At 40.9% G+C, this 25621-nt stretch carries 15 protein-coding genes; 14 read left to right on the top strand and 1 reads right to left on the bottom strand.

All coding sequences use genetic code 11. The features are described from left to right. Positions 1 to 39 precede the first annotated feature (39 nt). The 13 genes from P2W73_RS14495 to P2W73_RS14435 all read left to right on the top strand — a co-directional run bounded on the left by P2W73_RS14495 (position 40) and on the right by P2W73_RS14435 (position 22598). The gene (locus P2W73_RS14495) at positions 40 to 2232 is read left to right on the top strand and encodes an alpha-amylase family protein (RefSeq protein ID WP_276502781.1); all 2193 of its coding nucleotides are present in this window, start codon (positions 40 to 42) and stop codon (positions 2230 to 2232) included. A gap of 166 nt (positions 2233 to 2398) precedes the next feature. Then, positions 2399 to 4183 carry an L-lactate permease gene (locus tag P2W73_RS14490; RefSeq protein WP_276502780.1) on the top strand — a complete coding sequence of 595 codons (1785 nt, stop codon included), beginning with the start codon at positions 2399 to 2401 and terminating at the stop codon, positions 4181 to 4183. A gap of 151 nt (positions 4184 to 4334) precedes the next feature. Next, a complete protein-coding gene (locus P2W73_RS14485; protein WP_276502779.1) occupies positions 4335 to 5294 on the top strand; it encodes a D-2-hydroxyacid dehydrogenase in 960 nt (319 codons plus the stop codon). A gap of 104 nt (positions 5295 to 5398) precedes the next feature. Continuing rightward, entirely contained in the window at positions 5399 to 7600 is a 2202-nt protein-coding gene (locus P2W73_RS14480) for an outer membrane protein assembly factor BamB family protein (RefSeq protein ID WP_276502778.1), read from the top strand. A 44-nt stretch (positions 7601 to 7644) separates the two neighbouring features. Further along, positions 7645 to 8628, top strand: a complete 984-nt coding sequence (locus tag P2W73_RS14475; protein WP_276502777.1) for a sugar phosphate isomerase/epimerase family protein — start codon at positions 7645 to 7647, stop codon at positions 8626 to 8628. A 19-nt stretch (positions 8629 to 8647) separates the two neighbouring features. Continuing rightward, on the top strand, positions 8648 to 9421 hold the full coding sequence (locus P2W73_RS14470) for an MBL fold metallo-hydrolase (protein ID WP_276502776.1): 774 nt from the start codon (positions 8648 to 8650) through the stop codon (positions 9419 to 9421). Next, positions 9418 to 11151, top strand: a complete 1734-nt coding sequence (locus P2W73_RS14465; RefSeq protein ID WP_276502775.1) for a hypothetical protein — start codon at positions 9418 to 9420, stop codon at positions 11149 to 11151. The genes P2W73_RS14470 and P2W73_RS14465 overlap by 4 nt, the downstream gene beginning before the upstream one ends. Positions 11152 to 11256: 105 nt before the next feature. After that, a complete protein-coding gene (locus tag P2W73_RS14460) occupies positions 11257 to 13338 on the top strand; it encodes a TonB-dependent receptor (protein ID WP_276502774.1) in 2082 nt (693 codons plus the stop codon). Between the two features lie 64 nt (positions 13339 to 13402). Continuing rightward, positions 13403 to 15367, top strand: a complete 1965-nt coding sequence (locus tag P2W73_RS14455; protein ID WP_276502773.1) for a glycoside hydrolase family 32 protein — start codon at positions 13403 to 13405, stop codon at positions 15365 to 15367. Between the two features lie 114 nt (positions 15368 to 15481). After that, positions 15482 to 16615: a glycerate kinase gene (locus P2W73_RS14450; protein ID WP_276502772.1), complete on the top strand. Its 1134-nt coding sequence runs from the start codon at positions 15482 to 15484 to the stop codon at positions 16613 to 16615. A gap of 37 nt (positions 16616 to 16652) precedes the next feature. Beyond that, the gene (locus tag P2W73_RS14445; protein ID WP_276502771.1) at positions 16653 to 19457 is read left to right on the top strand and encodes an FAD-binding and (Fe-S)-binding domain-containing protein; all 2805 of its coding nucleotides are present in this window, start codon (positions 16653 to 16655) and stop codon (positions 19455 to 19457) included. 20 nt (positions 19458 to 19477) lie between these two features. After that, entirely contained in the window at positions 19478 to 20590 is a 1113-nt protein-coding gene (locus P2W73_RS14440) for a pyridoxal-phosphate-dependent aminotransferase family protein (RefSeq protein ID WP_276502770.1), read from the top strand. A 40-nt stretch (positions 20591 to 20630) separates the two neighbouring features. Beyond that, positions 20631 to 22598, top strand: a complete 1968-nt coding sequence (locus P2W73_RS14435; protein WP_276502769.1) for a glycoside hydrolase family 32 protein — start codon at positions 20631 to 20633, stop codon at positions 22596 to 22598. Positions 22599 to 22650: 52 nt separating this feature from the next. Here P2W73_RS14435 and P2W73_RS14430 read toward each other — a convergent pair whose 3' ends face one another. Continuing rightward, complete coding sequence (locus P2W73_RS14430; protein WP_276502768.1) at positions 22651 to 23454, bottom strand: restriction endonuclease; 804 nt, start codon at positions 23452 to 23454, stop codon at positions 22651 to 22653. Positions 23455 to 23580: 126 nt separating this feature from the next. On the opposite strand from P2W73_RS14430, the gene P2W73_RS14425 reads away from it, so the two are divergent. Beyond that, positions 23581 to 23808 carry a helix-turn-helix domain-containing protein gene (locus P2W73_RS14425; RefSeq protein ID WP_276502767.1) on the top strand — a complete coding sequence of 76 codons (228 nt, stop codon included), beginning with the start codon at positions 23581 to 23583 and terminating at the stop codon, positions 23806 to 23808. Positions 23809 to 25621: the final 1813 nt, after the last annotated feature.

Here is a 25621-nt window from a genome sequence, read left to right as displayed (position 1 = left end):
GATTTATTTCCTTTTCAAATAATAATTTAAGAATAAAGTATGGCACAAACAAGACGTGATTTTATTACAACTTCGGCATTGGCTTCGGCTGGTTTATTATTGTCCAACACAGCATCTGCTTTTCATGCCATAACTGACCCGGGAGAAAAATGGTATTTAAAGATGCGACGGGTTGCACAGCACAACCTAAATGAATATGATCCTAAAAACCTGGATATAGATAAATGGGTAGATTATTGGGCGAGTCTTAAATTGAATGCGATAATTATTACAGCAGGCGGATTCATAGCCATGTATCCTACAAAACTTCCGCATCATTACAAAAGCCAGTTCCTCGGCAACCGGGATGTGTTCGGTGATTATTTAAAAGCACTAAAGAAAAAAGGTATTAAGGTAATTGCACGTATTGAAACAAATTTTCTTCACAAGGATATTTATGCGCAAAGACCGGAGTGGGTAGAAAGGAATGAAGATGGGAGTCCCCGTGAACACTCGGAAACTCCGTGGATCTACCGTACCTGTCTTTTTTCTAATTACCGGAATGAACAGGTGCCCAAGATAATGAATGAGATTATGGCCAACTATGAAGTGGATGGTTTCTTTACCAATAGCTGGCCCCAAGTAGAACTTCCTCCGCATCTATGTCATTGTGAGAGTTGTAAACGACTTGGAAATCTATCACCTAAAGAAGTGTCGGAAATAGCGATGACACGAACACTTGAAACCATAAACCTGCTGAATTCGACAGTAAGAAAGAAAGGACAGAAAATTGTTTATAATGTCAATATAGCCGGAGGTATCGGAGCGATCCAGGATTTGCAACAGGTGGGTAATCTGGCTGACTGGATCACTACTGACCACCAGGGCAGAGGTGGTGGTACGCCTATTTGGGATTGTGCCCAGCAAGGCAAAGTGGCTTATGCGGTAATGAAAGGACGGCCGGTAACAAATGTTGTCGGTACAAAAACCGGTCCCTGGCGCCATAGCAGCAATTCAGAAGCAGAAACAAATTTATGGTTGGCCCAAACAACTTCCAGCGGAATGATTCCCTGGTTGGTATGGTTGGGTAGTGACCTGCCTGATAATCGCTGGCAGGAAATAGGGCGTAAGTATTATCAATGGCTTGAAAAAAATGAAAAACATTTTTTCAATAAAAAACCGATGGCCCGCCTTGGTGTTGTTTTTTCTAATAAAATAAATGAATTATACAAAGCACCGGGAAGGGTTCCCGGTGGTTATTGGGGCGATCCCGTCAATCTTAACGAAAAGGGAAACTCCACTGATTACCTCCAGGGAATTTATTATGCGCTCCTGGAAGGAAGGTTTGTCTTTGATTTTATTCATGTAAATGACCTGACGCCTGAAGGTCTTAAAAATTATAATGCTCTTATCTTACCCAATATTGCATTACTCAGCAATGAGCAGGCCAATAACCTCAAAAGTTTTGTCAACAGGGGTGGTTCATTATTAGCAACATTTGAAACAGGAATGTATGATGAGTGGGGTAAGCCACGGAATGATTTTGCTTTATCAGATATTTTCGATGTTCATTTAAAAAGTGATTACAAAGGACCACGGGGACAGGTATTCTACACAAAAATTAAGGATAAGCATGAAATCTTCAGGGAGTTTGAAACCCTTGAGCAGCTTCCGGGTGGAGAATTTTATGTTCCGGTAAAAGCATCTGGCAGGCACGTATTAGATATTGTGCCGCCATTCCCCAATGGTATTCCTGAAATGGTTTATCCCTATCCGCGTAAAGAGATTGATAGCTCCAGCCAGGAAACAGATAACCCGGCCATTGTAGTAAGGGAGAAAGGGAATAGCCGGCTTGTTTACTTCCCAACTGATATAGACAAAAATGTATGGACACGGGGAAGTACAGACCTTAGCAGGATCATTCAAAATTCTGTAAGATGGATGATGAAGGATAAAATTAATATTTCGGTAGAAGGGGAAGGTTATGTAGAAGTTTTTGCCTGGGAAACGGAACCAGGATTTGCACTGCATATTTTAAATTACAATAACCCCAATATGACCCGCGCTTCGATCAGGAAGGTTTATCCAATAGGTGAGCAAAGAGTGAGAATGCAACTTCCCAATGGCATCAAAATTTCAAGAGCCCAATTACTCCGATCCGGCAAACCTCTTTCCATCAGGCAAAATAGCAATATTGTTGAATTCATTATACCATCAATCGGGGATTTTGAAATAGCGGCATTGTATAAATGAGCAGAGAATTTATGGTGAGCAAGGGTTAAACTCAATCGATAAAAACACAACTTATAATGATTTGAGTTTGGGAAATGGAAGGAGATGATAAAGTAATATCAAAGGCTAGGGAATAAGTAGGAGAATATTGATCAGCAACAGGAATTTGCTATAAGAATTAACAACTATGGATTGGAAACAACTTGTTGACCCGTTTGATAATATTGGTTTATCTGCTCTTGTAGCAGTTATCCCGGTACTGTTTATTTTTTGGGCACTGATAGTAAAAAAAATGAAAGGCTATAGGGCCAGCTTATGTGCCACTGCCATTGCTATTGTGATTGCCGTAATCATTTATGGGATGCCGGTAAAGCTTGCTTTGCTTTCAACTTTCAATGGGGCTTTATATGGTTTTTTTCCCATCTGTTGGATTGTAATTACAGCCGTTTTTCTGTTCAACATCACGGTGCATAGCGGCCAGTTCGGGATCATCAAACATTTTATGGGGTCCATTACCTCCGACCGAAGATTACAGGCACTATTGATTGCTTTTTCTTTTGGTTCCTTCCTGGAAGGCACTGCAGGTTTTGGCGCACCGGTGGCCATTACGGCGGCTATGCTGGTTGGCCTTGGATTCAATCCGTTGTATGCAGCGGGGATATGCCTCATTGCTAACACAGCCCCGGTTGCTTTTGGCGCCATTGGTATTCCTATCACTGTAGCATCACAGGTCACTGCTATTCCTGAAATGGCTATTTCAAAAATGGTAGGAAGGACATTGCCGATCCTGTCAATTATGCTTCCTTTTTACTTAGCGTTTCTAATGTGCGGGTTCAAAAAGTCAATGGAAATCCTGCCGGCAATTTTAGTATCGGGATTTTCTTTTGCAGTGCTCCAATTTCTTTCTTCCAATTTTTTGGGTCCGGCACTCCCGGACGTTATTGCCGGCGTAGGGTCAATTATTTCGCTGGTTATCTTTTTGAAATTCTGGAAACCAAAAAAGTTATGGCGCTTTCCTGATGAACCGGCTCCAACACTGAATACAGAAGCTGATTTTTCGGGTATCCAGTTAGTTAGGGCCTGGTCTCCCTTTATATTACTGACGATACTGATCATAACCTGGGGGTTGCAGCCAGTCAAGCAGGTGCTCAACGCCATCGGGTTTATCGAATTCGAAATGCCGGGTCTTCATCATGCCATCAGTGATACTAAAGGGAGTTTAATACCACATATTTTTAAGTTCAATTATTTATCTGCATCGGGCACAGCGATACTCATTTCCGCATTGATCGCAATACCGATGATAGGCCTGGATTATAAAACAGGGGCCAAGATTTTCCTGCAAACGCTAAAGCAATTGAAATTTCCAATCATTACTGTAGCCTCCGTTTTGGGATTTGCGTATATCGTGAATGATTCCGGTATTACGATAACCATGGCGGAAGCATTGGCAAAAACGGGTTTCCTGTTTCCTTTTTTTGCACCTATGCTTGGCTGGCTTGGCGTGTTTATTACGGGATCTGATACTTCTGCCAATGCCTTGTTTGGTAAACTTCAGGCTTCCACTGCAGCTTCAATCGGTGTGGACCCGGTAGTGACTGTAGCTGCGAATGTTTCCGGTGGAGTAGTCGGAAAAATGATATCTCCACAATCTATTGCCATTGCAGCGGCAGCCGGCGGATTGGTAGGCAAGGAATCTGATCTTTTCAGGTTTACGGTTAAGCATAGTTTTTTTATGCTTCTTTTTATTTGTGTAATCGTAATTGTGCAAGCCTACTTATTTACAGGAGTTATTCCTTCTTATCATGTTTTAGGCGCAGCATCAGTCATTTTAATTCCTGAGTTCTCTAAGGGCTATTTATACCTGAGTATTCTGACCGGCCTTTTGGCTGTATTTGTTTCTTCGGTCTTGCTGATGGCAAGGAAAAGAAATGCCGGGTCAGAAACTGTGAATTTACAGGCTACTAAATAATATTAATGCAGCTGCCATGTTTAAAAAGCATAAACAGAATGTAATTATGAATGAGCCACGATGGTAGTCGTTACCAATGATGATGACTATCTGGCGAATCTTACTGCTGGCAGATAAGGTTCCATCTGGCGAAAAATTAAAGAATAAGTAAATGAAAATCGTTGTATTGGATGGCTATACGTTAAATCCGGGTGACCTATCATGGGACGGGTTACATAAGCTGGGCAATGTTGAAATATATGACAGAACTCCTGAAGAAAAAATCCTGGAAAGGTGCATAGAAGCGGAAATTGTTTTCACCAATAAAACCCCGGTTAGTGCAGAAGTGTTAAGTCAATTGCCATCCTTAAAATATATTGGGGTTCTTGCTACCGGTTACAATGTTGTAGATGTCGATGTCGCCCAAAAAAATGGAATTGCAGTAACAAATGTCCCTGGTTATGGAACCGCTTCTGTGGTTCAGTACACATTTGCTTTATTGCTTGAACTCTGTCATCATGTGCAGGGCCATAGTGAGGGGGTAATGAATGGCAGGTGGTCACATGCACCTGATTGGTGTTTTTGGGATTCTCCTTTGGTTGAGCTTTCTGGCAAAACAATGGGCGTAATTGGATTTGGACGAATTGGCCAGCAGGTGGCAGATATAGCGACAGTGTTTGGAATGAACATCATCGGATCAAGCAGAACAAATACGGATCAATCACATCGTAAAAATTTTAAATGGGTGGAAGTATCAGATCTCCTGGAACAAAGTGATGTAATAAGTATTCACTGCCCGCTCTTTCCTGAAACAAAGGGATTGATCAATAAGGATAGTCTAAAAAAGATGAAAAATTCAGCATTCCTTTTAAATACATCACGGGGACCAATAATAGTAGATGAGGATTTGGCCGATGCATTAAATAACAATGTTATTGCCGGTGCTGCTCTTGATGTGCTTTCGGTTGAGCCGCCCCCGCTTGATAATCCATTATTCAAAGCAAAAAATTGCATCATTACACCGCACATCGCATGGGCAACCAGAGAAGCAAGAGAGCGACTTATGGAAATAGCAGTTGCCAACCTGTCATCTTTTATTGACGGGAGGCCGGTTAATGTGGTCAACAAGTAGCAGGAAAACGATAACGGGTAACATCAATGATGTTGCTGACGCTAAAGAAAATTATAAGCATACAGTTGAAATAAAAATTAGTAAGGTTTTGAAACAGGAAAAATATGATGCAGGTAAAATATTATTATAGTATGGCTTGTTTTGTCCTTTTAGTGATAGTGATTTTCGGAGAATCATGCACTTCTCCGGAAGCACATGAAGTCTATAACAATTGGAAAGCATATAACGGTTCGAATGACAAAATACTATACTCCTCTTTAACTGAAATTGATACAAGCAATGTAAAAGATCTGCAGGTAGCCTGGACCTATCGCACCAATGATGTCGGAGCGTCAAGCCAGCTCCAGGTTAATCCTATTGTGGTGGACGGGGTGCTGTATGGCGTATCACCCCATTTAAAGCTGTTTGCGGTTGATCCGAAAACCGGTAATGAAAAATGGATATTTGATCCTTTTGTTGACAAGGATACAAGTACATCTGGTAAAAAAAAGCGTGGCGTGAATATTTGCCGGGGTGTCGCTTATTTTGATGGCAAGGAAAAAGACAAGTACATTTTTTACACTGTGGGCTCATCTTTATACTGTATCGATATTTTTTCGGGAAAGCCTTCACCGTCTTTTGGCAATAAGGGTAGCATTGATTTGCATGATAACCTGGGCCGGGATGTTTCCCAGTCGTATATAACATCGACGTCTCCGGGAATTATTTATAAAGATGTAATTATTATTGGAATCGCCACATCTGAAGATGCTAATGCAGCACCGGGGCACATAAGAGCTTATGATGTGCATACGGGAAAAATGAGGTGGATATTTCACACCATACCTTATCCAGGTGAAGCGGGATATGAAACCTGGGATGATAAAGAAGCGTATAAACATATTGGCGGGGCTAACGTATGGGCGGGTTTTAGTTTGGATGAAAGAAGAGGAATTGTATTTGCGCCCACGGGTTCAGCAGCGGATGATTGGTATGGAGGTAAGCGGCTTGGAAATGGATTGTATTCAAATTCAGTTATTGCTTTGGACGCTACTACCGGCAAACTCAAATGGAGTTTTCAAACCATTCACCACGACGTTTGGGACAGGGATCTGCCGGCCGCGCCCGTTTTAGTTACAGTGATGAAAGACGCCAAAAAAACGGATGCTGTTTTGCAGGTGACAAAAACAGGATTCATTTTTTTGTTAGACAGGGAAACAGGCAAGCCACTTTACCCGGTTGAAGAAAGGCCGGTGCCAACATCAACTGATCTCACCGGTGACAGGCTTTCGCCAACTCAACCGTACCCGACTTTTTTTAAACCTTTTGTTCGTCAGTCATTGACAGAAGCGGATCTTAATACTAATATTCCGGATTCTTCTTACCAGGATATCAAAGCGAAATTGGCAACTTATAAAACAGGTCATTTGTTTAATCCGCCCTCAAAAACTCCAACGTTGATTTTTCCCGGGATGACAGGAGGCGCGGAATGGGGTGGCCCTGCGTTTGATCCTGCTACAGGTATCATGTACATCAATGCGAACGAAATTCCAAGGCTGCTTACAATTGGTGATGCAAAAGAAGAAAAAGTTACTTCCAATCAAACCAACCTGGAAGCAGGTAAAATTTTATTTGCGAATAATTGTGCAGCTTGCCATGGGCCCGATAGAAAAGGAAATGGAGATTTCCCTTCGTTGATTGATGTAGGAAAGAAATATGACCTGGCAACATTCTTAAGTTTATTATCTACGGGAAAAAACAGGATGCCCGGTTTTAATCATCTCGGTCCAGGTGAGAAAACGGCCATTGCATCTTTTATTCTTGATCAAAAATCAATACAGCTCGATAAGTTCGTCGCTGCTGAAAAGGTGAAGGACGAATATCATCAAATTCCTTTTTCTTCCACTTCAGGACGGCCTACTAAATTCGAAACAAAAGAAGGATACCCGGCAGTGTCGCCTCCCTGGGGAACGCTGACTGCGATCAATCTTAACACAGGTGAATTTGTCTGGAAACAACCGCTTGGTGATTATCCTGAATTGAAAGCAAAAGGGATACATAGCGGAACGGAAAACTTTGGCGGGCCGGTTGTTACCGCCGGAGGGGTATTATTTATAGCTGCAACAAAAGATGAAAAATTCAGGGCATTTAATAAAAGAACGGGAGAATTATTATGGGAAACCGACCTGCCTACTGCCGGGTTCGCCACGCCGTCTATCTATGAAATAGATGGAAAGCAGTTTGTAGTGATTGCATGCGGCGGCGGAAAATTGAAAACAAAATCGGGTGACAGTTTTGTAGCGTTCAGTTTGCCCGATAAAAAATAAAAGATCATTATGCCTCATCAGATAATATTTTTTAAAAGTAAAATATGAAACGAAAAGATTTTATTTCTTCATCATTATTAACGACTGCCGGCCTGGCATTGCCAACATTGGCATTGGCTGGTATGCCTAATAGCCTGTCGAATACCAGTTCCTATAATTTGAGAAAAAGATCAACAGGTGAAAAAGCGAAGGTTTGTATTTTCTCAAAACAACTTCAATGGCTGAACTACCATGACCTGGCAAAGGCCGTAGCAGACATGGGTTATGATGGAATTGATTTGACAGTTCGTGCCAATGGACATGTATTGCCAGAAAAAGTAGAAACCGATTTACCCAGGGCGGTTGAAGCGGCTGAAAAAGCAGGCATAAAAATACTGATGGTCAGTACAGACATACGGGATGCCGATGAACCATTAACAAAAAGAATATTAAAGACAGCTGTAGCACAAAAAATACAGTACTACAGAACGTCAGGCCTTAATTATCAAAAAAACATTGATATTCCTGCAAACCTGGAAATAATAAAGAAAAAATTTTCAGGTCTGGCTGCGCTCAATAAGGAATATGGGCTTTACAGCAGCTATCTGAATCATTCGGGTGAGGGATTTGGATCTTCTATCTGGGATCTATGGCTTACTATTAAAGATTTGGATCCCCAATACATCGGCAGCCAGTATGATATAAAGCATTCAACTATCGCCGGAGCTTATTCATGGCCCGTATGCTTTAAGCTTATTCATCCTTATGTTCAAACGATGGTCATCAGGGATTTCAGGTGGGAAAGAAATAAAGATTCATGGGAGATAAAGCCGGTTCCAATTGGAGAGGGAATGGTAGATTTTAAAAAATACTTTGGTTTAGTAAAACAGTATGGAATCACGGGACCTGTTTGCATTATGTGCGATTATGACCTGGGAGGAGCTGAAAATGGAGCTACTTCATTGACCATCCCGGGAAAAAATGTTTTGGTCGCAATGAAAAAAGACCTGGATGCTGTAAAAAGACATTTACAATTGGAGGGTATATAGTTCTTAAAAAATTATAAGTATGGAGCGCAGAAAATTTCTAAGCACTTCGGTAGGTCTGTCTGTACTGCTCGGCGCAGGTTGTGCAAGCCATAAGGCAACGACAGGTCATAAACAGGCTACAACAGGAAATTCTATTTTATTAAAAGGGAAAAAAGATTCTGCCATTACGCATTGGGACATTATTACCATTGGCAATCTTTCACGTAACAGGTATTGGGGTGAAAGCGAAGAAAAATCTCTTCATTCTGTTATTTGTACGACCACAGTAATTACAGGAAAGAATTTTCATGTCATTGTGGATCCTTCCCTGAAAGATGGCAAAGCAATGTCAGACGAATTAAAAAGACGCACCGGGCTCACTCCTGATAATATTGATGTGGTTTTTGTTACACATGAACATGGAGATCATCATGTGGGCATGCCGAATTTTCCCAACGCAAAATGGTTAGCCAGTCCATTGGCTGCGGCAGTTATTAATGAGAAAGAAAACTATGGAAAAAAAGTGGAGCCTGCTGGCAACAGCATATTTGATGTGATCGATGTTGTCCCTGCTCCAGGGCATACACCGGGGACCAGTGGTCTTCGTTTTGATTACAAGGGCTTATCCGTATTCGTTGCAGGAGACTCAGTGGCGACAAAAGATTTTTGGGATGAGGGTCGCATGTATTTTAAAGCGCTGGATATAGAAGAATCATTGCGTACCTACAAAAAGATTGCTTCTGTTGCGGATATTGTTGTGCCCGGTCATGACAATTATTTTCTATGTAGCGACACTAATTGGTATCATTCATGAAAGGAGCGGCGCCTGTTTTTTGTTTATTGATCGTTATAGTATGGCACAATAAAGCCTATTGCCAAGAAGATTATTTATTAAGCAGACCTAAGGGATCAAAGGATGCACTGAATATACATAAACGGGGAGAGGTTTTGTATAACGGATTACAATTGCCGGATGCCTGGCCACCGCGGAATATTGACAGGTCTAGAAAGCCAATTGAAGTACCCTATTTGCTGAATAAGCCGGATGCTGTTTTAATTGATGTAGGCAGGCAGTTATTTGTAGACGATTTTCTTATCGAGCAAACTACGTTGAAAAAGACTTATCACAGTGCTGAAAAAATAAATGCGAATCCACTATTCAGACCTGAAACGGCGATTGAATTGAATGGAGGAAATATTCCAGTAGCTGCGCCATTTAACGACGGAATATGGTATGACTATAAGGATCAACTTTATAAAATGTGGTATCATGCCGGTTGGTTTAGCGGAACGGCTTATGCGATCAGTATTGACGGAATTCATTGGACACGTCCTGAACTGGATATTGTTCCGGGAACGAACCTGGTCTTAAAAATCCGTGATGGCTATCGAAGGGATGGCGCCACTATTTGGATGGACAGAGAATCAGTGGATAGTCAAAGCCGTTATAAAATGTTTTTGTATAACAGGTATAAAGGAGGGGAAGGAGGGGAATTATATGATTCACGGGATGGAATACACTGGAATTTTTTACGTACAACTTCCGTCCTTGGTGATAATAGTAGCTTTTTTTACAACCCCTTTCGAAAAAAATGGGTGTTCAGCATCAGGTCGTACTGGCAAAATCAACGGGTACGCAGTTACCATGAAGCAGATAATTTTCTTGACGCTTCGCAATGGGAAAGCGATACCGCTTCCCGGAAATCGCCTGTATACTGGCTCAAAGCCGATTGGCTTGATGAAGCTAATGCAATGGTCAACGACTCCACGCAGTTTTATGATGCGGATGCAGTGGCCTATGAAAGTATCATGTTGGGATTATTCACTATTCATCGCGGCCCCAATAACAAGATTGCGAAGTTTGGCGGGTTTCCAAAAATAACGGACATGGACCTTGGATATAGTCGTGATGGATTTCATTTTTCACGTCCGGACAGAAAACCTTTCATTGCGTCTACCAATAAGATAGGTGACTGGGACAGGGGATATATTCACGCAGTGGGCGGAGGTTGCCTTGTTGTTCGGGATAGCCTTTATTTTTATTACAGCGCCTGGTCGGGATGGTCGCCCAATTTAAAAGCTGATATATATGCAGGAGGTAGTATGGGGCTGGCGGTTTTGCGAAGAGATGGTTTCGTTTCTTTAAATGCCGGTGAAGAGGAAGGATACATTATTACCCGACCTGTAATTTTTAACGGCAAGAATATGTTCGTCAATGTTGACAATAAAGAAGGGAGTCTGCTGGTAGAAGTATTGGATGAAAATTACAAGGTCATTTTGCCTTATACAAGAAGTGAGTGCAAAGCGATTCATGCCAATAGTACTATTCAGCAAGTAAGCTGGAATAAAAGAAATAATCTCGCATCATTGAAAGGGCAAAAAGTAAGGTTTAAATTTTATCTTAAAAAAGGCAGTCTTTATTCTTTTTGGGTCACACCTGATAAATTAGGTGCAAGCAATGGTTATGTAGCTGCAGGAGGGCCGGGTCTCCCAGGTAATACAGATACAGAAGGGAAAAGGGCGTATAGCCGCAAAAGTGATTAGATAGGTGAATGATAGATGATAGATAGAGGTACGGGTAAAAGATTTATTAGCAGCAATTGAAAACAAAAAATATAGGATCCTACAATTAATCTAAAATAGTATTTGATGAACCGGATAGTGTTATTCATATTTTTATTTACAGTCTCTTTCGCTTCTTTGGCTCAGAAGGAAAAAGAATACCCGCGTGAAGACAGCATTTTTTCCCATAATCTTGCTGAAGTTGTGGTGAAGGCTTATGAGCAGAAAGAAAAATTAATACAGGTACCGGCAGCCATCAATTATATCGACAAATCACAATTTAATCGTTTCAGCAATACCAGTATTTTGCCTGTCCTTAACGCAACACCCGGCGTGAGGATGGAAGAACGTTCACCGGGAAGTTATCGAATCAATATCCGGGGCAGCACTTTACGTTCACCTTTTGGTGTCCGCAATATAAAGGTCTACTGGGATGGAATTCCTTTTACCGATCCGGGTGGAAGCACTTACCTGAACCAGTTTGGCTATTATAATTTTCACAATATCGAAATTATCAAAGGGCCGGCCAGCAGTTTATATGGCGCAGGAACGGGTGGGACTATACTTATACAAAGTGAACCAGAAAGCTGGGATCCCGGAGTAATGCTTAATTACGGACATGGCAGTTTTGATCTCAGAAATATCGGCGTACAGGCAAGATTGGGTAGTGATGACAGGAGAAATAGTTTTAATTACACGCATCAATATAGTGACGGCTACCGCCATCATACAAACATGCGGCGTGATATTGCCGCTTGGCAGTCGGAGGCCAGTATTGGAAGTAAACAAAAACTGCGTGCTTCTGTTTTATACGGCGATCTGTATTACCAAACACCCGGTGCGCTAAAATTGGAAGAATACAATTCTGATCCAAAAGCAGCACGACCTACCGCGGGAGCATTTCCCGACGCTGAAACTGCAAAGGCCGCTATTTATCAAAAAACCTTTCTGGCGGGTATCACCAACGCGTATCAATTCAATGATCATTTTCAAAATACTTTTGTTCTTTATGGAGCTTTCTCACAAATAAAGAATCCTACTTTCCGTAATTATGAAAAGAGAATGGAACCTCATTTTGGCGGAAGAACGGTTTTTAAATGGGATCGTCAACTAATGAATACATCCCTACAGGTTCTCTTTGGCGGTGAAGCGCAGCGGGGCTTCTTCAATACCAAAACATTTAAGAATAAAAGGGGTAACCCTGATACTTTGCTAACCGACGATGATATTAATAATTGGATCTATTCTGTATTTGCACAAAGTGATCTGCGGTTATCACATGGTTGGAATGTGATGGCAGGTTTAAGTATCAACAGGTCTTCCATTGAAATCACCCGGCTTTCAATTCCTTCTTCATCTCCAAAGAGAAGAACCTATAGTAGTGAATGGGCGCCGAGAGTGGCAGTGGCCAAAAAGATAATTCCGGGTTTGATGGTCTATGCCAGTATATCGAAAGGATTTTCGCCGCCTACAGCGCAGGAAGTACTTCCATCTACCAGCGTAATCAGTACTGATCTTGAGGCGGAACATGGTATAAATTATGAAGCCGGTTTCAAAAGCAATTGGCTAAAACAAAGATTATATGTAGAAATCAATGCTTTTTATTTTCAGTTGAAGAATACAATTGTGCAAAGGCGTGACAATTCAGGGGGAGATTATTTTATCAATGCAGGATCTACCCTTCAGCGGGGTATTGAAACCCAGGCAACGTACCAGTTGCTTCAGCAACGTAACGGTTTTATCAATCGTGTAAGTACACGGATTAGCCATACGTGGAATGATTTTAAATATCGCAATTTTAAGCAGGTGAACAATGATTACGCAGGAAAGCAACTTCCGGGTGTCGCTCCTCACACTTTGGCGGCAGGATTAGATATAGTAACCAGGCCTGGTTTTTATACCAATATTACCTATTATTATAGCGATCCAATAGCGTTGAATGACGGCAATATTTCATATTCATCTTCGTATAATTTGCTGGAAGCACGAACAGGCTGGAGAACGACGGTGCGCAAAAAGATCATCCTGGAGGTGTTTACAGGAGTGAATAATCTTTTTGATGTACAATATAGTATGGGTTATGATATTAACGCCGCCGGCGGGCGATACTACAATGCCGCCCCGGGTATTAATTATTACGCCGGCATTTCATTGAAAAGATTTAAATAATCCGGGCGGCTTTACCTCCAGGCAGATCGTATAAATTTTTTAAGATTACTTCTAAGTAAAAAGAATGCAACTGAAGCGCTATATTGGTTTATTGGTGATAATGTCCCTGTTATCTTTATTTCCCGGGAAGCCCTTTGCCCAGTACAATGAAAAATACCGGCCGCAATTCCATTTTAGCCCCAGGTCCGGATGGATAGGAGACCCCGATGGTTTGGTTTATTCTGAAGGAAAATATCACCTGTTTTGGTGGGGACATGCTGTGTCGGAAGATTTGGTTCATTGGAAAGAATTACCCTATCCCATGCAGGGAGGAGATGGTTCATTTTCTTATTTCTCAGGCTCGGTAGTGGTAGATAAGGAAAATACTTCGGGCTTTGGGGCCAACAGCATGATTGCTATTTACACGATGCATAAAAGAGGAGACAGCCTTCCTGAAACACAGGGCTTGTCAGTAAGTAATGACCGGGTCAATTTTCATTTTTATAAAGGCAATCCGGTATTAGATGTAAAGAAGATTTTTTTCAGGGATCCGCAGGTTTTTTGGTATGCTCCAACCAGTAGATGGATTATGGTTGTTACTGTTCCGGATCAGCATAAAATACATTTTTATTCTTCGCATAATTTAAAAGATTGGATTTACTTAAGCGAGTTTGGCGACTTAGGTGCACGCAGTGCTTTTTGGGAATGCCCTGATCTTTTTGAACTCGACGTGGACGGAAAAACCGGTCAAAAAAAATGGGTGCTTATGATTGGACAGGGGCCTAACAGGGTTCAATATTTTATGGGCACCTTTAATGGCAAAAAATTTATACCTGATGAAGCGACCATTTCATACCTGAACGAAGGCAATGGAATGCCGGGAACGGTATTTGAAAATTTCAATGATTTTAAATATACCGGTTGGAAAATAGCGGGCACGGCTTTTGGCAAAGGACCAAATCGTTCCGATACCATAATCAAGCTAGGTGAAGGTAACGCAAGCTCATCACGGGAATCTGATCGGGCAAAAGGAACATTAACTTCCACGCCATTTATAATAAGTAAGAATGCTATTAATTTCCTGGTAGCTGGAGGAAATCACCCGGGGCGAACTTGTATAAATCTTGTTGTAAATAATAGGATAGTAAGAACGGCTACAGGCAGCAACAGCTCAATTATGAAATGGGAGGGTTGGGATGTAAGTGAATTTATGGGCCAAAAAGCCGCCATTCAACTAGTAGATAATTATGATGAAGAGGATTGGGGACATATCGATATTGATCATATCGTTTTTTCCAATATCGCTCAGCAACAAAAATTACAACATGCACTATGGCTGGACTACGGGCCGGATTTTTATGCGACGAGATCATGGCGGGATGTCGATAACAAAGGTATAGCCCCGGTTTTTTTAGGATGGCTGGGGAATTGGCAGTATGCCCGAAATGTTCCTTCCCAATGGGGCAAGGGCTTTGAATCATTACCAAGAGAAATTGCTTTAAAAACTTTTCCTGAAGGTGTGCGGCTGATTCAAGCTCCTGTTGATGCATTGCAAAAACTGCGCAGAAATTCAGTAGAGTTTAGCAACCGGTTAATAAAAGGTAATGTTGACCTGCCCGAATTTAAACCGTTAAAAAATACCTATGAAATTGAAGCAATATTTAATACAAATTCACAGGCCGCATTTGGATTGAATTTGTTAGTTGGGGATGGCAGAAAGTTCGTAATAAAATACGATCCTAAAATTTCCAGTCTTTGTATAGACCGGTCCAATTGCACTGATTTTACTTCCAATCCGGATTTCATTGAAAAATTTGCTACCAAAATGTTTGCGCCTGTGGAACAGGAAAACAATAGCGTAAAGCTGCACATTTTAGTGGATCAATCATGCGTAGAGGTTTTTACAAATGAAGGTAAAATTGTGCTGAGCGCTTTAACTTATCCCTCGGAATCGCAAACCGGTATTCAATTGTTTTCTGAAAAAGGGCAGGCCGAATTGCTAAATTTTAAAGCATGGGAGTTGTCATCTATTTGGCAGGCTGGTTTATGACCCTGTACAATTAGATCATCCCATTTTTATAAATTTTATTTTAAACATTTAAGCAGATAAAAGATTTATAAGCGACTGTCAAGAACAAGCGGGATCTGAAAAAACAAAATAATAATGCATATTCTTATTTCACCAAACACATTTAAAAATAGTATTGACGCCGGGGCTGCGGCATTAGCTATTAAAGAAGGCTTGCAGCAAAGCAAATTGAAGTGTGAGTGTGAATGTTTTCCTGTTGGTGATGGTGGCGACGGAACGGGGGACCTGATCATTTCAAAATTGGCGGGCACGTTGATTTCGGCAGAAGTCAATGATCCGTTGGGCAGAAAAATAAAAGCTTCTTTTGGTTTAATTGATAAAGGCAGTGCAGCAGTTATCGAAATGGCGAATGCTTCAGGATTGAAATTGTTGAAGCCTGGTGAATTAAATCCACTTCTCGCCACTTCCTATGGCACAGGAGAACAGGTCCGACTAGCACTTGACAATGGAGCAAAAAAAATCATTATTGGAATGGGCGGTTCAGCAACCGTGGATGGGGGCTATGGAATTTTGAAAGCTCTTGGGGCCAGGTTCTTAAATGCACGGGGAAAAGATATCGACAAGCTGCCCGGAAATTTTAAAGACCTGCATTCAATTGAACTGGCAGGGCTTGATCCGAGAATAGCAGAAAGTGAAATAATTGTTCTTTGTGATGTAGATAATAAACTGTTAGGGGCGCATGGAGCCGCGAAAATATTCGGGCCGCAAAAAGGCGCTTCGTCACAGGCGGTGCAGCAACTTGAAGGAGGCCTTGCAAAATTTTCAATTGTTGCATTTCACCAGACCGGCCGGGATATGGCTGAAATTAAATATGGGGGAACAGCAGGCGGTGCAGCAGCAGGGTTGTATGCTTTGTTGAACGCAAAGCTGGTGAATGGCATTGATTATTTTCTCGGTCTGACGGATTTTGAAAAATCATTAGAAAACAACGACCTTGTTATTACGGGTGAAGGAAGTATTGATGAACAAACGTTGCAGGGAAAAGCTCCGTTCGGGGTTGCACTGCATGCAAAACAAATGGGATTGCCCGTGATCGGCTTGGCCGGCAGACTGCCATTAGAAATCCATGAAACGTTGCATCAATATTTTGATGTATTGATGCCCATAAGCCATGAGCCATTGGATATAGCAACGGCGATCCAATGCACCTCGTCCAATTTAAAGAGAACAGCATTTGAGTTAGGCAATTTACTGGGGGTAAGAAAATGATGAACTTATTTTAAGGTCCTTTCAATAATAATAAAGAATGGACAGTTTAGAAAAACGATTGCATACGATTTTGCCAAAGCAAAGGGTCAAGGCCAGGCTAATTGATCGCTATGCCTATGCCAGCGATGCAAGCCACTTTTATCTTTTGCCCAAAGCCGTTGTGCAACCTATGTCCATTGAAGAAGTAAAAAAAATATTTGAATTTTCTCATCGTGAAAACATACCTATCACTTTTCGTGCCGGCGGTACAAGCCTTTCAGGGCAAGGCGTTACGGATGGCATTTTGGTGGATTTGAGTAATTACTGGAGAAAAGTTATACCAGAAAACGATGGAGCAACCGTTCGTGTAGAACCGGCCGCAATAGGTGCGAATGTGAATCAGGCGTTAAAACATTATGGACGAAAAATCGGGCCCGATCCAGCTTCAATCAATGCTGCGATGATGGGTGGCATTTTATCCAATAATTCAAGCGGTATGTGTTGCGGGGTAATTCAAAACTCTTATCACACATTAAAGTCTATGACTTTTGTGTTGCCTAATGGTATGGTGTTTAATTCTGAGTTGCCTGGCGACTACGTAAGATTTGAAAGCGATGCGAATGATATAGCCGAAGAACTTCGGGCATTGAGAAACGAAATTTTGAACAATTCATCACTTGTTGAACGTATCCGCAAAAAATATAAGCAGAAAAATACAGTAGGGTATTGCATGAATGCTTTTATCGATTATGAACATCCGCTGGATATTCTGGCACATGTAATAATTGGTGGTGAAGGGACGCTGGCGTTTATTGCAGAAGCTGTATTAAATACTGTTCCGGATTTGCCTCATAAAATGACCGCCATGCTATATTTTAAAAGTCCGGAAATGGCCTGTAACGCTATTTATGATTTAAAGAGTACGGGAGCAGAAGCATTGGAATTTATGGACAGGGCATCCTTACGTTCAGTAGAAAATATGCCCGGTGTTCCCGCTTTATTAAAGGAATTACCCTCTCAAGCATCAGCGATATTATGTGAGTTCCAGGAAACTACTGAGGAAAGATTGTTGGAAAAATATAAAAAGGCGCAACCGGTTTTTGTAGAATTGCCCTTACTAATTGAGCCCAACTTTACACTGGATACTAAAGAACAGGCAGTGATGTGGAAAATCAGGAAGGGGATGTATCCTTCCGTTGCCGGAATGAGGGCCAGGGGCACTTCTGCATTGATGGAAGATTTTACATTTCCTGTTGAACGATTGGGCGAAGCAGTTGTTGATGTACAGCGCTTATTTGAAAAGTACCGCTATGAAAACGGGATCATCTTCGGTCATGCCAAAGATGGCAACCTGCATTTTGTTATATCCCAAAGTTTTTTTTCGAAGGAAGATGTCGATCATTATGAGAAATTTAATGATGAACTCTTCGACCTTATTTTAAATAAATATGATGGGGCATTGAAAGCAGAACATAGTTCCGGGAGAGCCGTATCAGCGTATATTGAAAAGGAATGGGGGACTGATGCCTGGCATATTATGAAACGACTAAAGAAGATTATTGATCCTACTAATCTGCTTAACCCCGGTATTATAATAACGGAAGATAAGTTTACCCATATACATAATTTAAAAGTGATGCCAGTAGTGGAGGAAGAAGTGGACAAATGCATTGAATGTGGTTTTTGTGAACAGGGCTGCCCCAGCCGCGACCTGACACTAACACCGAGACGCCGGATTGGTGTGCGTCGTGCAATAAAACGTCTGGAATTGGCAGGGGATATCGCCACAATGAAAGCCTTATTAAAAGACTATAATTATGACGGTATCGCAACCTGTGCCGTTGATGGTATGTGCGCTGCCAATTGCCCGGTGGATATAAATACCGGTGACCTTATAAAGCGATTGCGGCGTGAAAATCATTCTGCCGTACAAAAGAAATTGGCAATATGGGTTGCCAAACATTTTAAATTCTTTGAGGATACTACAAGACTGGTATTAAGGGCAGGCTTTCTTTTAAACCAAGTCTTTGGTAAAAATTTCATGAAAAAATTTACAACGGCTACAAAAAGAATAGTACCGGGTATACCTGTATGGTCAAATCAATTGAGGAAGCCGGGTAAAAAAATCATAAGTCAGAAACCTACAATAGAAAATGGGCAAGTCGTTTATTTTTCAAGTTGTGTTTCCCGTACAATGGGTGGTGAAACCAGTGATGTGTTTTTATCAGTTTGTAAAAAAGCGAATATTAATGTTATAATACCTGAAGATATAAAAGGTGGTTGTTGTGGCCAGATCTTTTCATCAAAAGGATATACAGAAGCTTATCGCTTCACTGCAAATAAGACTACAGAAAAATTATGGAAATGTTCAGAGAATGGAAAAATTCCGGTCGTAGTGGATGTCACCAGTTGTACGCAAACCATCCGATCATGCCGAGCTTACCTGACAAATGAGAATAAGAACCGCTTTGATAAAATGAATATCCTGGACGTGATTGATTTTGCCGCGGAAAAATTATTGCCGCGATTGAATATCACCAGGTCAAAAGATAAGATTGTTTTTCATCCTGTTTGTTCCGTTTATAAAATGGGGTTACTGCCAAATCTTCAAATGATTGGTAAAGCCTGCGCAAAACAGGCGGATATTCCAACTTTTGCCAGATGCTGCGGTATGGCCGGCGACAAAGGGTTTTATTATCCCCAATTAACAACATCAGCAACCAGGATCGAGTCGGGTGAAGTAAAGCAAACCAATTATGATGGGTACTATTCTTCTTCTGTCACCTGCGAAATGGCCCTGTCAGAAGCAGTCGGAAAGAACTACGAATCCATTTTGAAATTGCTGGACGAAGTAGCGGAGTAAATCTTAATACTAATAAAAGAATGAATTCTATTTTCAATCCAACAAAGCGGGTATTGATGGGGCCCGGTCCTTCAGATGCACATCCAAGAGTATTAAAAGCTATGTCAACTCCTCTGATAGGACATCTTGATCCGGAGTTTATACAAATGATGGATGAAGTCAAAAGCATGGTGCAGGAAATATTTATAACAAAAAATCATCTCACATTCGTTGTGTCTGCCCCGGGTAGTGCCGGTATGGAAACCTGTTTGGTGAATTTATTGGAACCGGGTGATGAATGTATCATTTGTGTTAATGGAGTCTTTGGGGGGAGGATGGCAGATATTGCAGAAAGATGCGGAGCGATAGTATATAAAATAGATACAGAGTGGGGAAAGGTAACTGAACCTGCTCAAATAAAAAAAGCTCTTGATCAATGCCATAAACCTAAACTTGTAGCATTGGTTCATGCAGAAACCTCCACTGGTGCTTTACAACCGCTACAGGAAATCAGCGACCTGGTGCATGTTGCCGGGGCTTTACTGGTAGTAGATGCAGTTACTTCTTTTACCGGTGTACCATTGAAAGTAGATGAATGGAAAATTGATGCGATTTATACCGGATCACAAAAATGCCTGAGTGCCCCTCCGGGTTTGTCACCGGTTAGTTTTTCCGAAGCTGCTGTAAAAGTATTGGATAACCGAAAAACTAAAGTACAAAGCTGGTTTCTTGATTTAAGTATGGTGAAAAATTATTGGACGGGAGCCAAACGGGCGTACCATCATACAGCTCCTGTGTCTTCAATATTTGCTTTGCATGAAGCATTGAGCCTCGTTTTAGAAGAAGGGTTAGAAAATCGTTGGGCAAGGCATAAAGAAGTACACCTTTATTTGAAACTTAAATTGGAAAAATTGGGATTCCGCTTTTTGGTGGAAGAAAAATATCGTTTGCCCAATTTGAATTCTGTATTTCTTCCTGAAGGCGTAGATGAAGTAAAGTTGAGAAATGAATTACTCAGCAAGTATAATATTGAAGTGGGAGGTGGCTTAGGTGCTTTTGCGGGAAGAATATGGCGCATAGGAATCATGGGCGAAAGCTGTACTAAAAATCATGTGAATATGTTGGCAGGGGCGATCGAGGAATTGATCTCATAATTACACATCAACTTTCTTTTAATCATTTTAAACTTGGCATATGAAACAGGAAATGGCTGTTAGATGGCTTATATCTTCGTTGATTCTTTCCACGACTATGAATGTCGCCGCGCAGTACGATGAAAAGTACCGGCCCCAATTTCATCTTTCGTCAAAAAGCAGTTCAATGGCTGATCCGAAAGGGCTCTTTATTTTTGACGGCACTTATCATCTTTTCTGGTATGGTCAATGGGAACATGCGGTATCAAATGACCTCATACACTGGAGGGAGTTACCGAAGCCTATGAAAAGAGCCCCTCGTCCTTTCTCTTATTTTACCGGATCAGTCGCTGTGGACACGAATAACACCAGCGGATTTGGAGAAAACAGTATGATCGCGGTTTATACCAGGCATTTTCAAGGCGACTCGTTACCCGAATCGCAGGCAATTTCAGTTAGTACTGATGGCGGAAGAGAATTCAACTATTATGACCGCAATCCTGTTTTGGATATTAATAAGAAATACTTCAGGGATCCGCAGGTGTTTTGGCATAAGCTCAGTAGTAAGTGGAAAATGGTCGTCGCTCTCCCAGATCAGCACCAGATACCAATTTATGAATCCGCTGATCTGAAAGAATGGAAATTCTGCAGCAGTTTCGGCGACCTGGGAGCCAGGAATTCATTTTGGGAATGTCCTGACCTTTTTGAGTTGCCTGTTATTGGTAGCAGAAATGAAAAAAAATGGATCATGATTATTGGACGAGGCCCTAATAAGGTTCAGTATTTTATTGGTGATTTTGATGGCAAAACGTTTATTCCGGATTCTCAAATGGAAAATTATTTAAAGGATGGAAAGGGATTGAAGGGCATGGTATATGACGATTTTGAGTCTGAATCATTCACAAAGTGGCAGGTCGAAGGAGACGCATTTGCTATCCGAAAAAATATAGCAGATGGGAAAGATTACCTGGGTAAGTCCTATGCCGGGAGCTTATCTGGTGATAATAGGATTGGGCGGATCAGGTCCCGGTCCTTCAGAATAAAACAAAATGCTATTAATTTTTTAATTGGCGGGGGACAAAATTCAGATTCACTTTCTTTTCGGCTGGTTGTAGATGGAAAGACGGTGCGCTCTGCTACTGGAAATAATTCTCCTGTCTTAAAATGGTTCGGGTGGGATGTTCGTGATTTAAAAGGGAAGGAGGCTTATTTTGAACTAACAGATAAAAATACTGAAAGTAAAAATGGCTCAATTGCAGTTGATCACATAATGTTTGCAGATAATCTGCTAAGCTTACAAGCAGAGCATGCGTTATGGTTAGACTACGGCGAAGATTTTTATGCTACAAAGACATGGAGGAATTATGATTCAAATAAAGATTTGGGTGATTCGGTAATTATGATAAGTTGGCTGGGCAATTGGCGATACGCAAGGACTTCACCTACTTCCTGGGGAACCGGATTTCAATCGGTGCCAAGGTATATCGCTTTGAAAAAATTTCCGGAAGGAATACGACTGATTCAGCAACCAATTGATGCCTTGAAAGGGTTGCGAAGAGAGCCCGTGCATTTTACCAACCGAACGATCAGCGGCATCATGAGCATTCCAGAATTCAAGCCTGCAAGGAATATGTATGAAATCGAAGCTGTGTTTAAAGCGGATCAATCATTCGTTTTTGGATTTGACTTATTGATAGGAGAAGGCCGAAAGCTCAGACTAAGTTATGATCCCAAACTTTCTATCTTTTGTATTGACAGGACCAACTGCACAGACTTTATTACGGACACAGATTTTACCAAAAAATTTGCGACTAAAATGTTCGCCCCGGTCGAACCGGAAAGTAACTTGATTAAATTACATATCCTGATAGATCAATCTTCTGTTGAAGTGTTCACCAACCAGGGCAAAGTTGTGTTAAGTGCAGTGACCTACCCTTCCCCCAATCAAACGGGCATACAGGTGTTTTCCGAAAAAGGCAAAACGCAATTAGTTAGTTTTAAGGCCTGGCAATTGTCTTCGATTTGGTAATGTTTTTTTGATGTGTTCGAAAGAATAGCTCCAGCATTTAAAATCATTAATTCTATTGCTGTTTTTCCCAGAACTCTGTATCAAGGTGAAAGTTTACACCTATTCCGGACTCAATGAGGTATCGTGACAATTTGCGTCCATCCCAACAGGAAAACGTAACACCTTCAGGTTCCGAATCTCTGAAATTTTTCTCAAATGAAGGCGGTAGAGTGGATGTTGTGATAAAAAAACAATCAAATTTTGACCAGTCTTTCTTAATCCTGAATTTTTGCACTGCACCGATGAACTTATCGCCATACTCTCTACCCACGGTTTTATCATATCGCTTTACCTGGGCAAAAATGAACATCTTCTTTGATTTTCCTGAATAGGCAGTCTCGTCTTTTTTCGTGGCAATAATGTCTATCCCGCCGTCATTCGATCTAGAAGTCAGTGTGGCATCGTATCCGAATTTTTTTTCTATCAGTAATCGTACAAGTTCTTCCAGTTTCAGGGGATCTACTTTTTTGAGCATAGTATTGAGTTCCGTAATTGCCTTATCCAAAGTCAAATGTCCATTAAGCTCAAATTTGTTGTCGGTTGCCTGATGATTTTGTATCCTTATTACCAGGTCGAATTTTTTATGTTCTGTTTTAGCAATGGCATTCTGCCAGGTTGGATGATTTAATACAAACGGCAAAATTTCTTTTGAGAATCTAACTTTGGAAGAATGTCGTCTATCTTCTTTGCCCAGTTTTTTCTTCAATATAGAAACAATATTTCTGCAAAGTTCTTTATCGGAAAGCGGCCGTTTTGTCTGTTCAAGACGATCCTTGGCAATTAAAACAATTTGTTTGATATAATTATTCTCTAGCATGACGACATCTCAGGATTCAATTTGTAATAAATCTGGGTTACCTGCCACAAAATAGAAATTTTTTGGATATGCGGTCGTTTTAGACCGCACTTATCCAATTTTTTTCTTTGAATTTCCTGCCTTCATATGGGCAGATCAGGTGATAAAAAAGCACTGAGAAAATTCGGCGAACATTTGAGTCATTTACGCAAACAAAAGAAAATGAGTTTGCGTGAACTGTCCTATGCCTGTAACGTTGACAATAGCAAGATTTCGAAAATTGAGAAAGGAAAAATAAATATAACCTTCAATACTATCCTGCAGTTAGCGGAAGCACTGGAAGTAAGGGTATCCGATCTTATGGATTTTAGCTGAATTAGAAGGTACTATTTGCCATACAGATATTTTACTTTATTCCGTAATAACCTATAGCAAGGTCATGCAGGTCTCCGGCACATAATTCGAAGGAAAGACGGTTTTCAAAATAACAATGCCCGAAAAATTTTGATCCAGTGATTCAGGTGATGATTAGATTGCAATCGTGAAACAGATGGTATGGAAGAATTTGAAAAAAAAATCGGGATCAAATTACGATTGATAAGGTGAGAACAGGTCATCATCGGGAAGTTCGCCGTTTCGGAGGGATTGAGCGCAATAACGGGAGATTCCCGTCTTTTAACGGGTGAAACTTAAGTCCACGTCGGTCATTCCCGTTGATTTGGAAAGAGGGTAAGGTTGCTATTAATGCAATGGAACAGGCGCTAATTGGGAAGTTTGACGTTTCAGATTTATTTTAATGTAGAACGGGACATTCCTATTTTTTGACGGGGAAACCTATGTCAGCATCGGATCATTCTTCTTGATTTGGTGATGCGGTCAGGTTTATATTGGCAAAGAGAGAAAAGGTGATTATTGGGAAGTTTCCGGTTACAAGTATAATCAATGCGACAACAGAGATTGTTGTACTTAACGAACGACTCTTTGGTCAATATCGGCTACTTCCCTATGATTACGCTCAATATGACCAATTTCTTTTCCGCAATGTAATCAAAGATTGTTTTATTTAAGGGAAATTGGAGTGCAACAACGGTAGATGCCCGTTTCTTAACGGGTAGGGATTCACGGGCAGGGCCAATTTTAATACCACAACATTTTTTGATTCCTCCTTTTTATAGCTTCCTATCAATCAGATAGTGATTATTAAGAAGTTTGTCGTTCCATGAGTAATATGCAACAACGGGAACCCCATTTTTTTTTAATTGTGCTTTGGTCAATTTCGGATGTTTCCCGATGATTTTGTCCAATATGATCAACTTTTTTTCAATGGAATGAGAACTGATTTCTAGTGTGAGTTTTCCGTTGCACACTGATTAAATAAAACAACGTAAGCTTCCCGTTTTAAATGATTAAGTTTCCGTCAGGATCAACAGCTTCCCCATTATTCGGTACGTAATTAATTTCCGTTCGATAGAAGGAGAAATAGTGTTATTGAGAATGTTTACGGTTCTGGACGGACAAAATGCAATAACGATAAATGCCCGTTTTTTACGGGTAGTGCTGCGGTTAGGCCTGTCGATTGCCGCTGATTTCGACTGTTGTATCCGGTGGCCTGGAAATGAGGATGAAACCAGCAATACATTCGAAGCCCATTTTATTTAAAGAAGATCCGACTGCAACAACGGGAGTTGCCCGACTTTGAACGGGATAAAGTCTGCGAAATATCGATTCGGTTCCCGTTGATTCGCCGATTTGATCAATTTACTGTCCATGGAATGAGAATAGCAGCCTATTAAGAAGCTTTGGATCTAAAATTAGAATGCAGCAACGGGAGAATGCCGTTCTTTAACGAGCAACACCCTTATAAAGGAAATTATCTATCCAGTAATGATTTATCATAACAAAAACTTAAACGGGTGCTTAATACTTTCAGGCGGGCACTTTTTTTTTTATTATTTTTCACTATTGTCCGACTAAAATTATCGAATAGAAAATAGAAAGGGCAGTTCCGAAGAACCACCCTGATTAGTTAAGTTTGAGTTACCACACCTAAACTTCACTAATGATGGTTAAAGATAAAAGTTTTGTCGGACAGCCGGTATTATCACAGATTTTAGATATAATACCCAGTTCTTTGATTTATAAAGCAAACCGAAAACATCAGGCCAACCGGTATTATAAGAAATTGCCG

It is taken from the genome of Terrimonas pollutisoli (genome assembly GCF_029360765.1).
Taxonomy (GTDB): domain Bacteria; phylum Bacteroidota; class Bacteroidia; order Chitinophagales; family Chitinophagaceae; genus Terrimonas_B; species Terrimonas_B pollutisoli.
Note: the sequence above shows the minus strand (reverse complement) of the source record. Positions and strands in the feature narration are given on the sequence as shown.

Bases quoted from the DNA above. Each gene is read 5' to 3' on its own strand.
- P2W73_RS14475 (WP_276502777.1), top strand. From the start codon at position 7,645: ATGAAACGAAAAGATTTTATTTCTTCATCATTATTAACGACTGCCGGC.
- P2W73_RS14445 (WP_276502771.1), top strand. From the start codon at position 16,653: ATGGACAGTTTAGAAAAACGATTGCATACGATTTTGCCAAAGCAAAGG.
- P2W73_RS14440 (WP_276502770.1), top strand. From the start codon at position 19,478: ATGAATTCTATTTTCAATCCAACAAAGCGGGTATTGATGGGGCCCGGT.
- P2W73_RS14485 (WP_276502779.1), top strand. From the start codon at position 4,335: ATGAAAATCGTTGTATTGGATGGCTATACGTTAAATCCGGGTGACCTA.
- P2W73_RS14450 (WP_276502772.1), top strand. From the start codon at position 15,482: ATGCATATTCTTATTTCACCAAACACATTTAAAAATAGTATTGACGCC.
- P2W73_RS14465 (WP_276502775.1), top strand. From the start codon at position 9,418: ATGAAAGGAGCGGCGCCTGTTTTTTGTTTATTGATCGTTATAGTATGG.
- P2W73_RS14435 (WP_276502769.1), top strand. From the start codon at position 20,631: ATGAAACAGGAAATGGCTGTTAGATGGCTTATATCTTCGTTGATTCTT.
- P2W73_RS14455 (WP_276502773.1), top strand. From the start codon at position 13,403: ATGCAACTGAAGCGCTATATTGGTTTATTGGTGATAATGTCCCTGTTA.
- P2W73_RS14460 (WP_276502774.1), top strand. From the start codon at position 11,257: ATGAACCGGATAGTGTTATTCATATTTTTATTTACAGTCTCTTTCGCT.
- P2W73_RS14430 (WP_276502768.1), bottom strand. From the start codon at position 23,454: ATGCTAGAGAATAATTATATCAAACAAATTGTTTTAATTGCCAAGGAT.
- P2W73_RS14425 (WP_276502767.1), top strand. From the start codon at position 23,581: ATGGGCAGATCAGGTGATAAAAAAGCACTGAGAAAATTCGGCGAACAT.
- P2W73_RS14490 (WP_276502780.1), top strand. From the start codon at position 2,399: ATGGATTGGAAACAACTTGTTGACCCGTTTGATAATATTGGTTTATCT.
- P2W73_RS14470 (WP_276502776.1), top strand. From the start codon at position 8,648: ATGGAGCGCAGAAAATTTCTAAGCACTTCGGTAGGTCTGTCTGTACTG.
- P2W73_RS14495 (WP_276502781.1), top strand. From the start codon at position 40: ATGGCACAAACAAGACGTGATTTTATTACAACTTCGGCATTGGCTTCG.
- P2W73_RS14480 (WP_276502778.1), top strand. From the start codon at position 5,399: ATGATGCAGGTAAAATATTATTATAGTATGGCTTGTTTTGTCCTTTTA.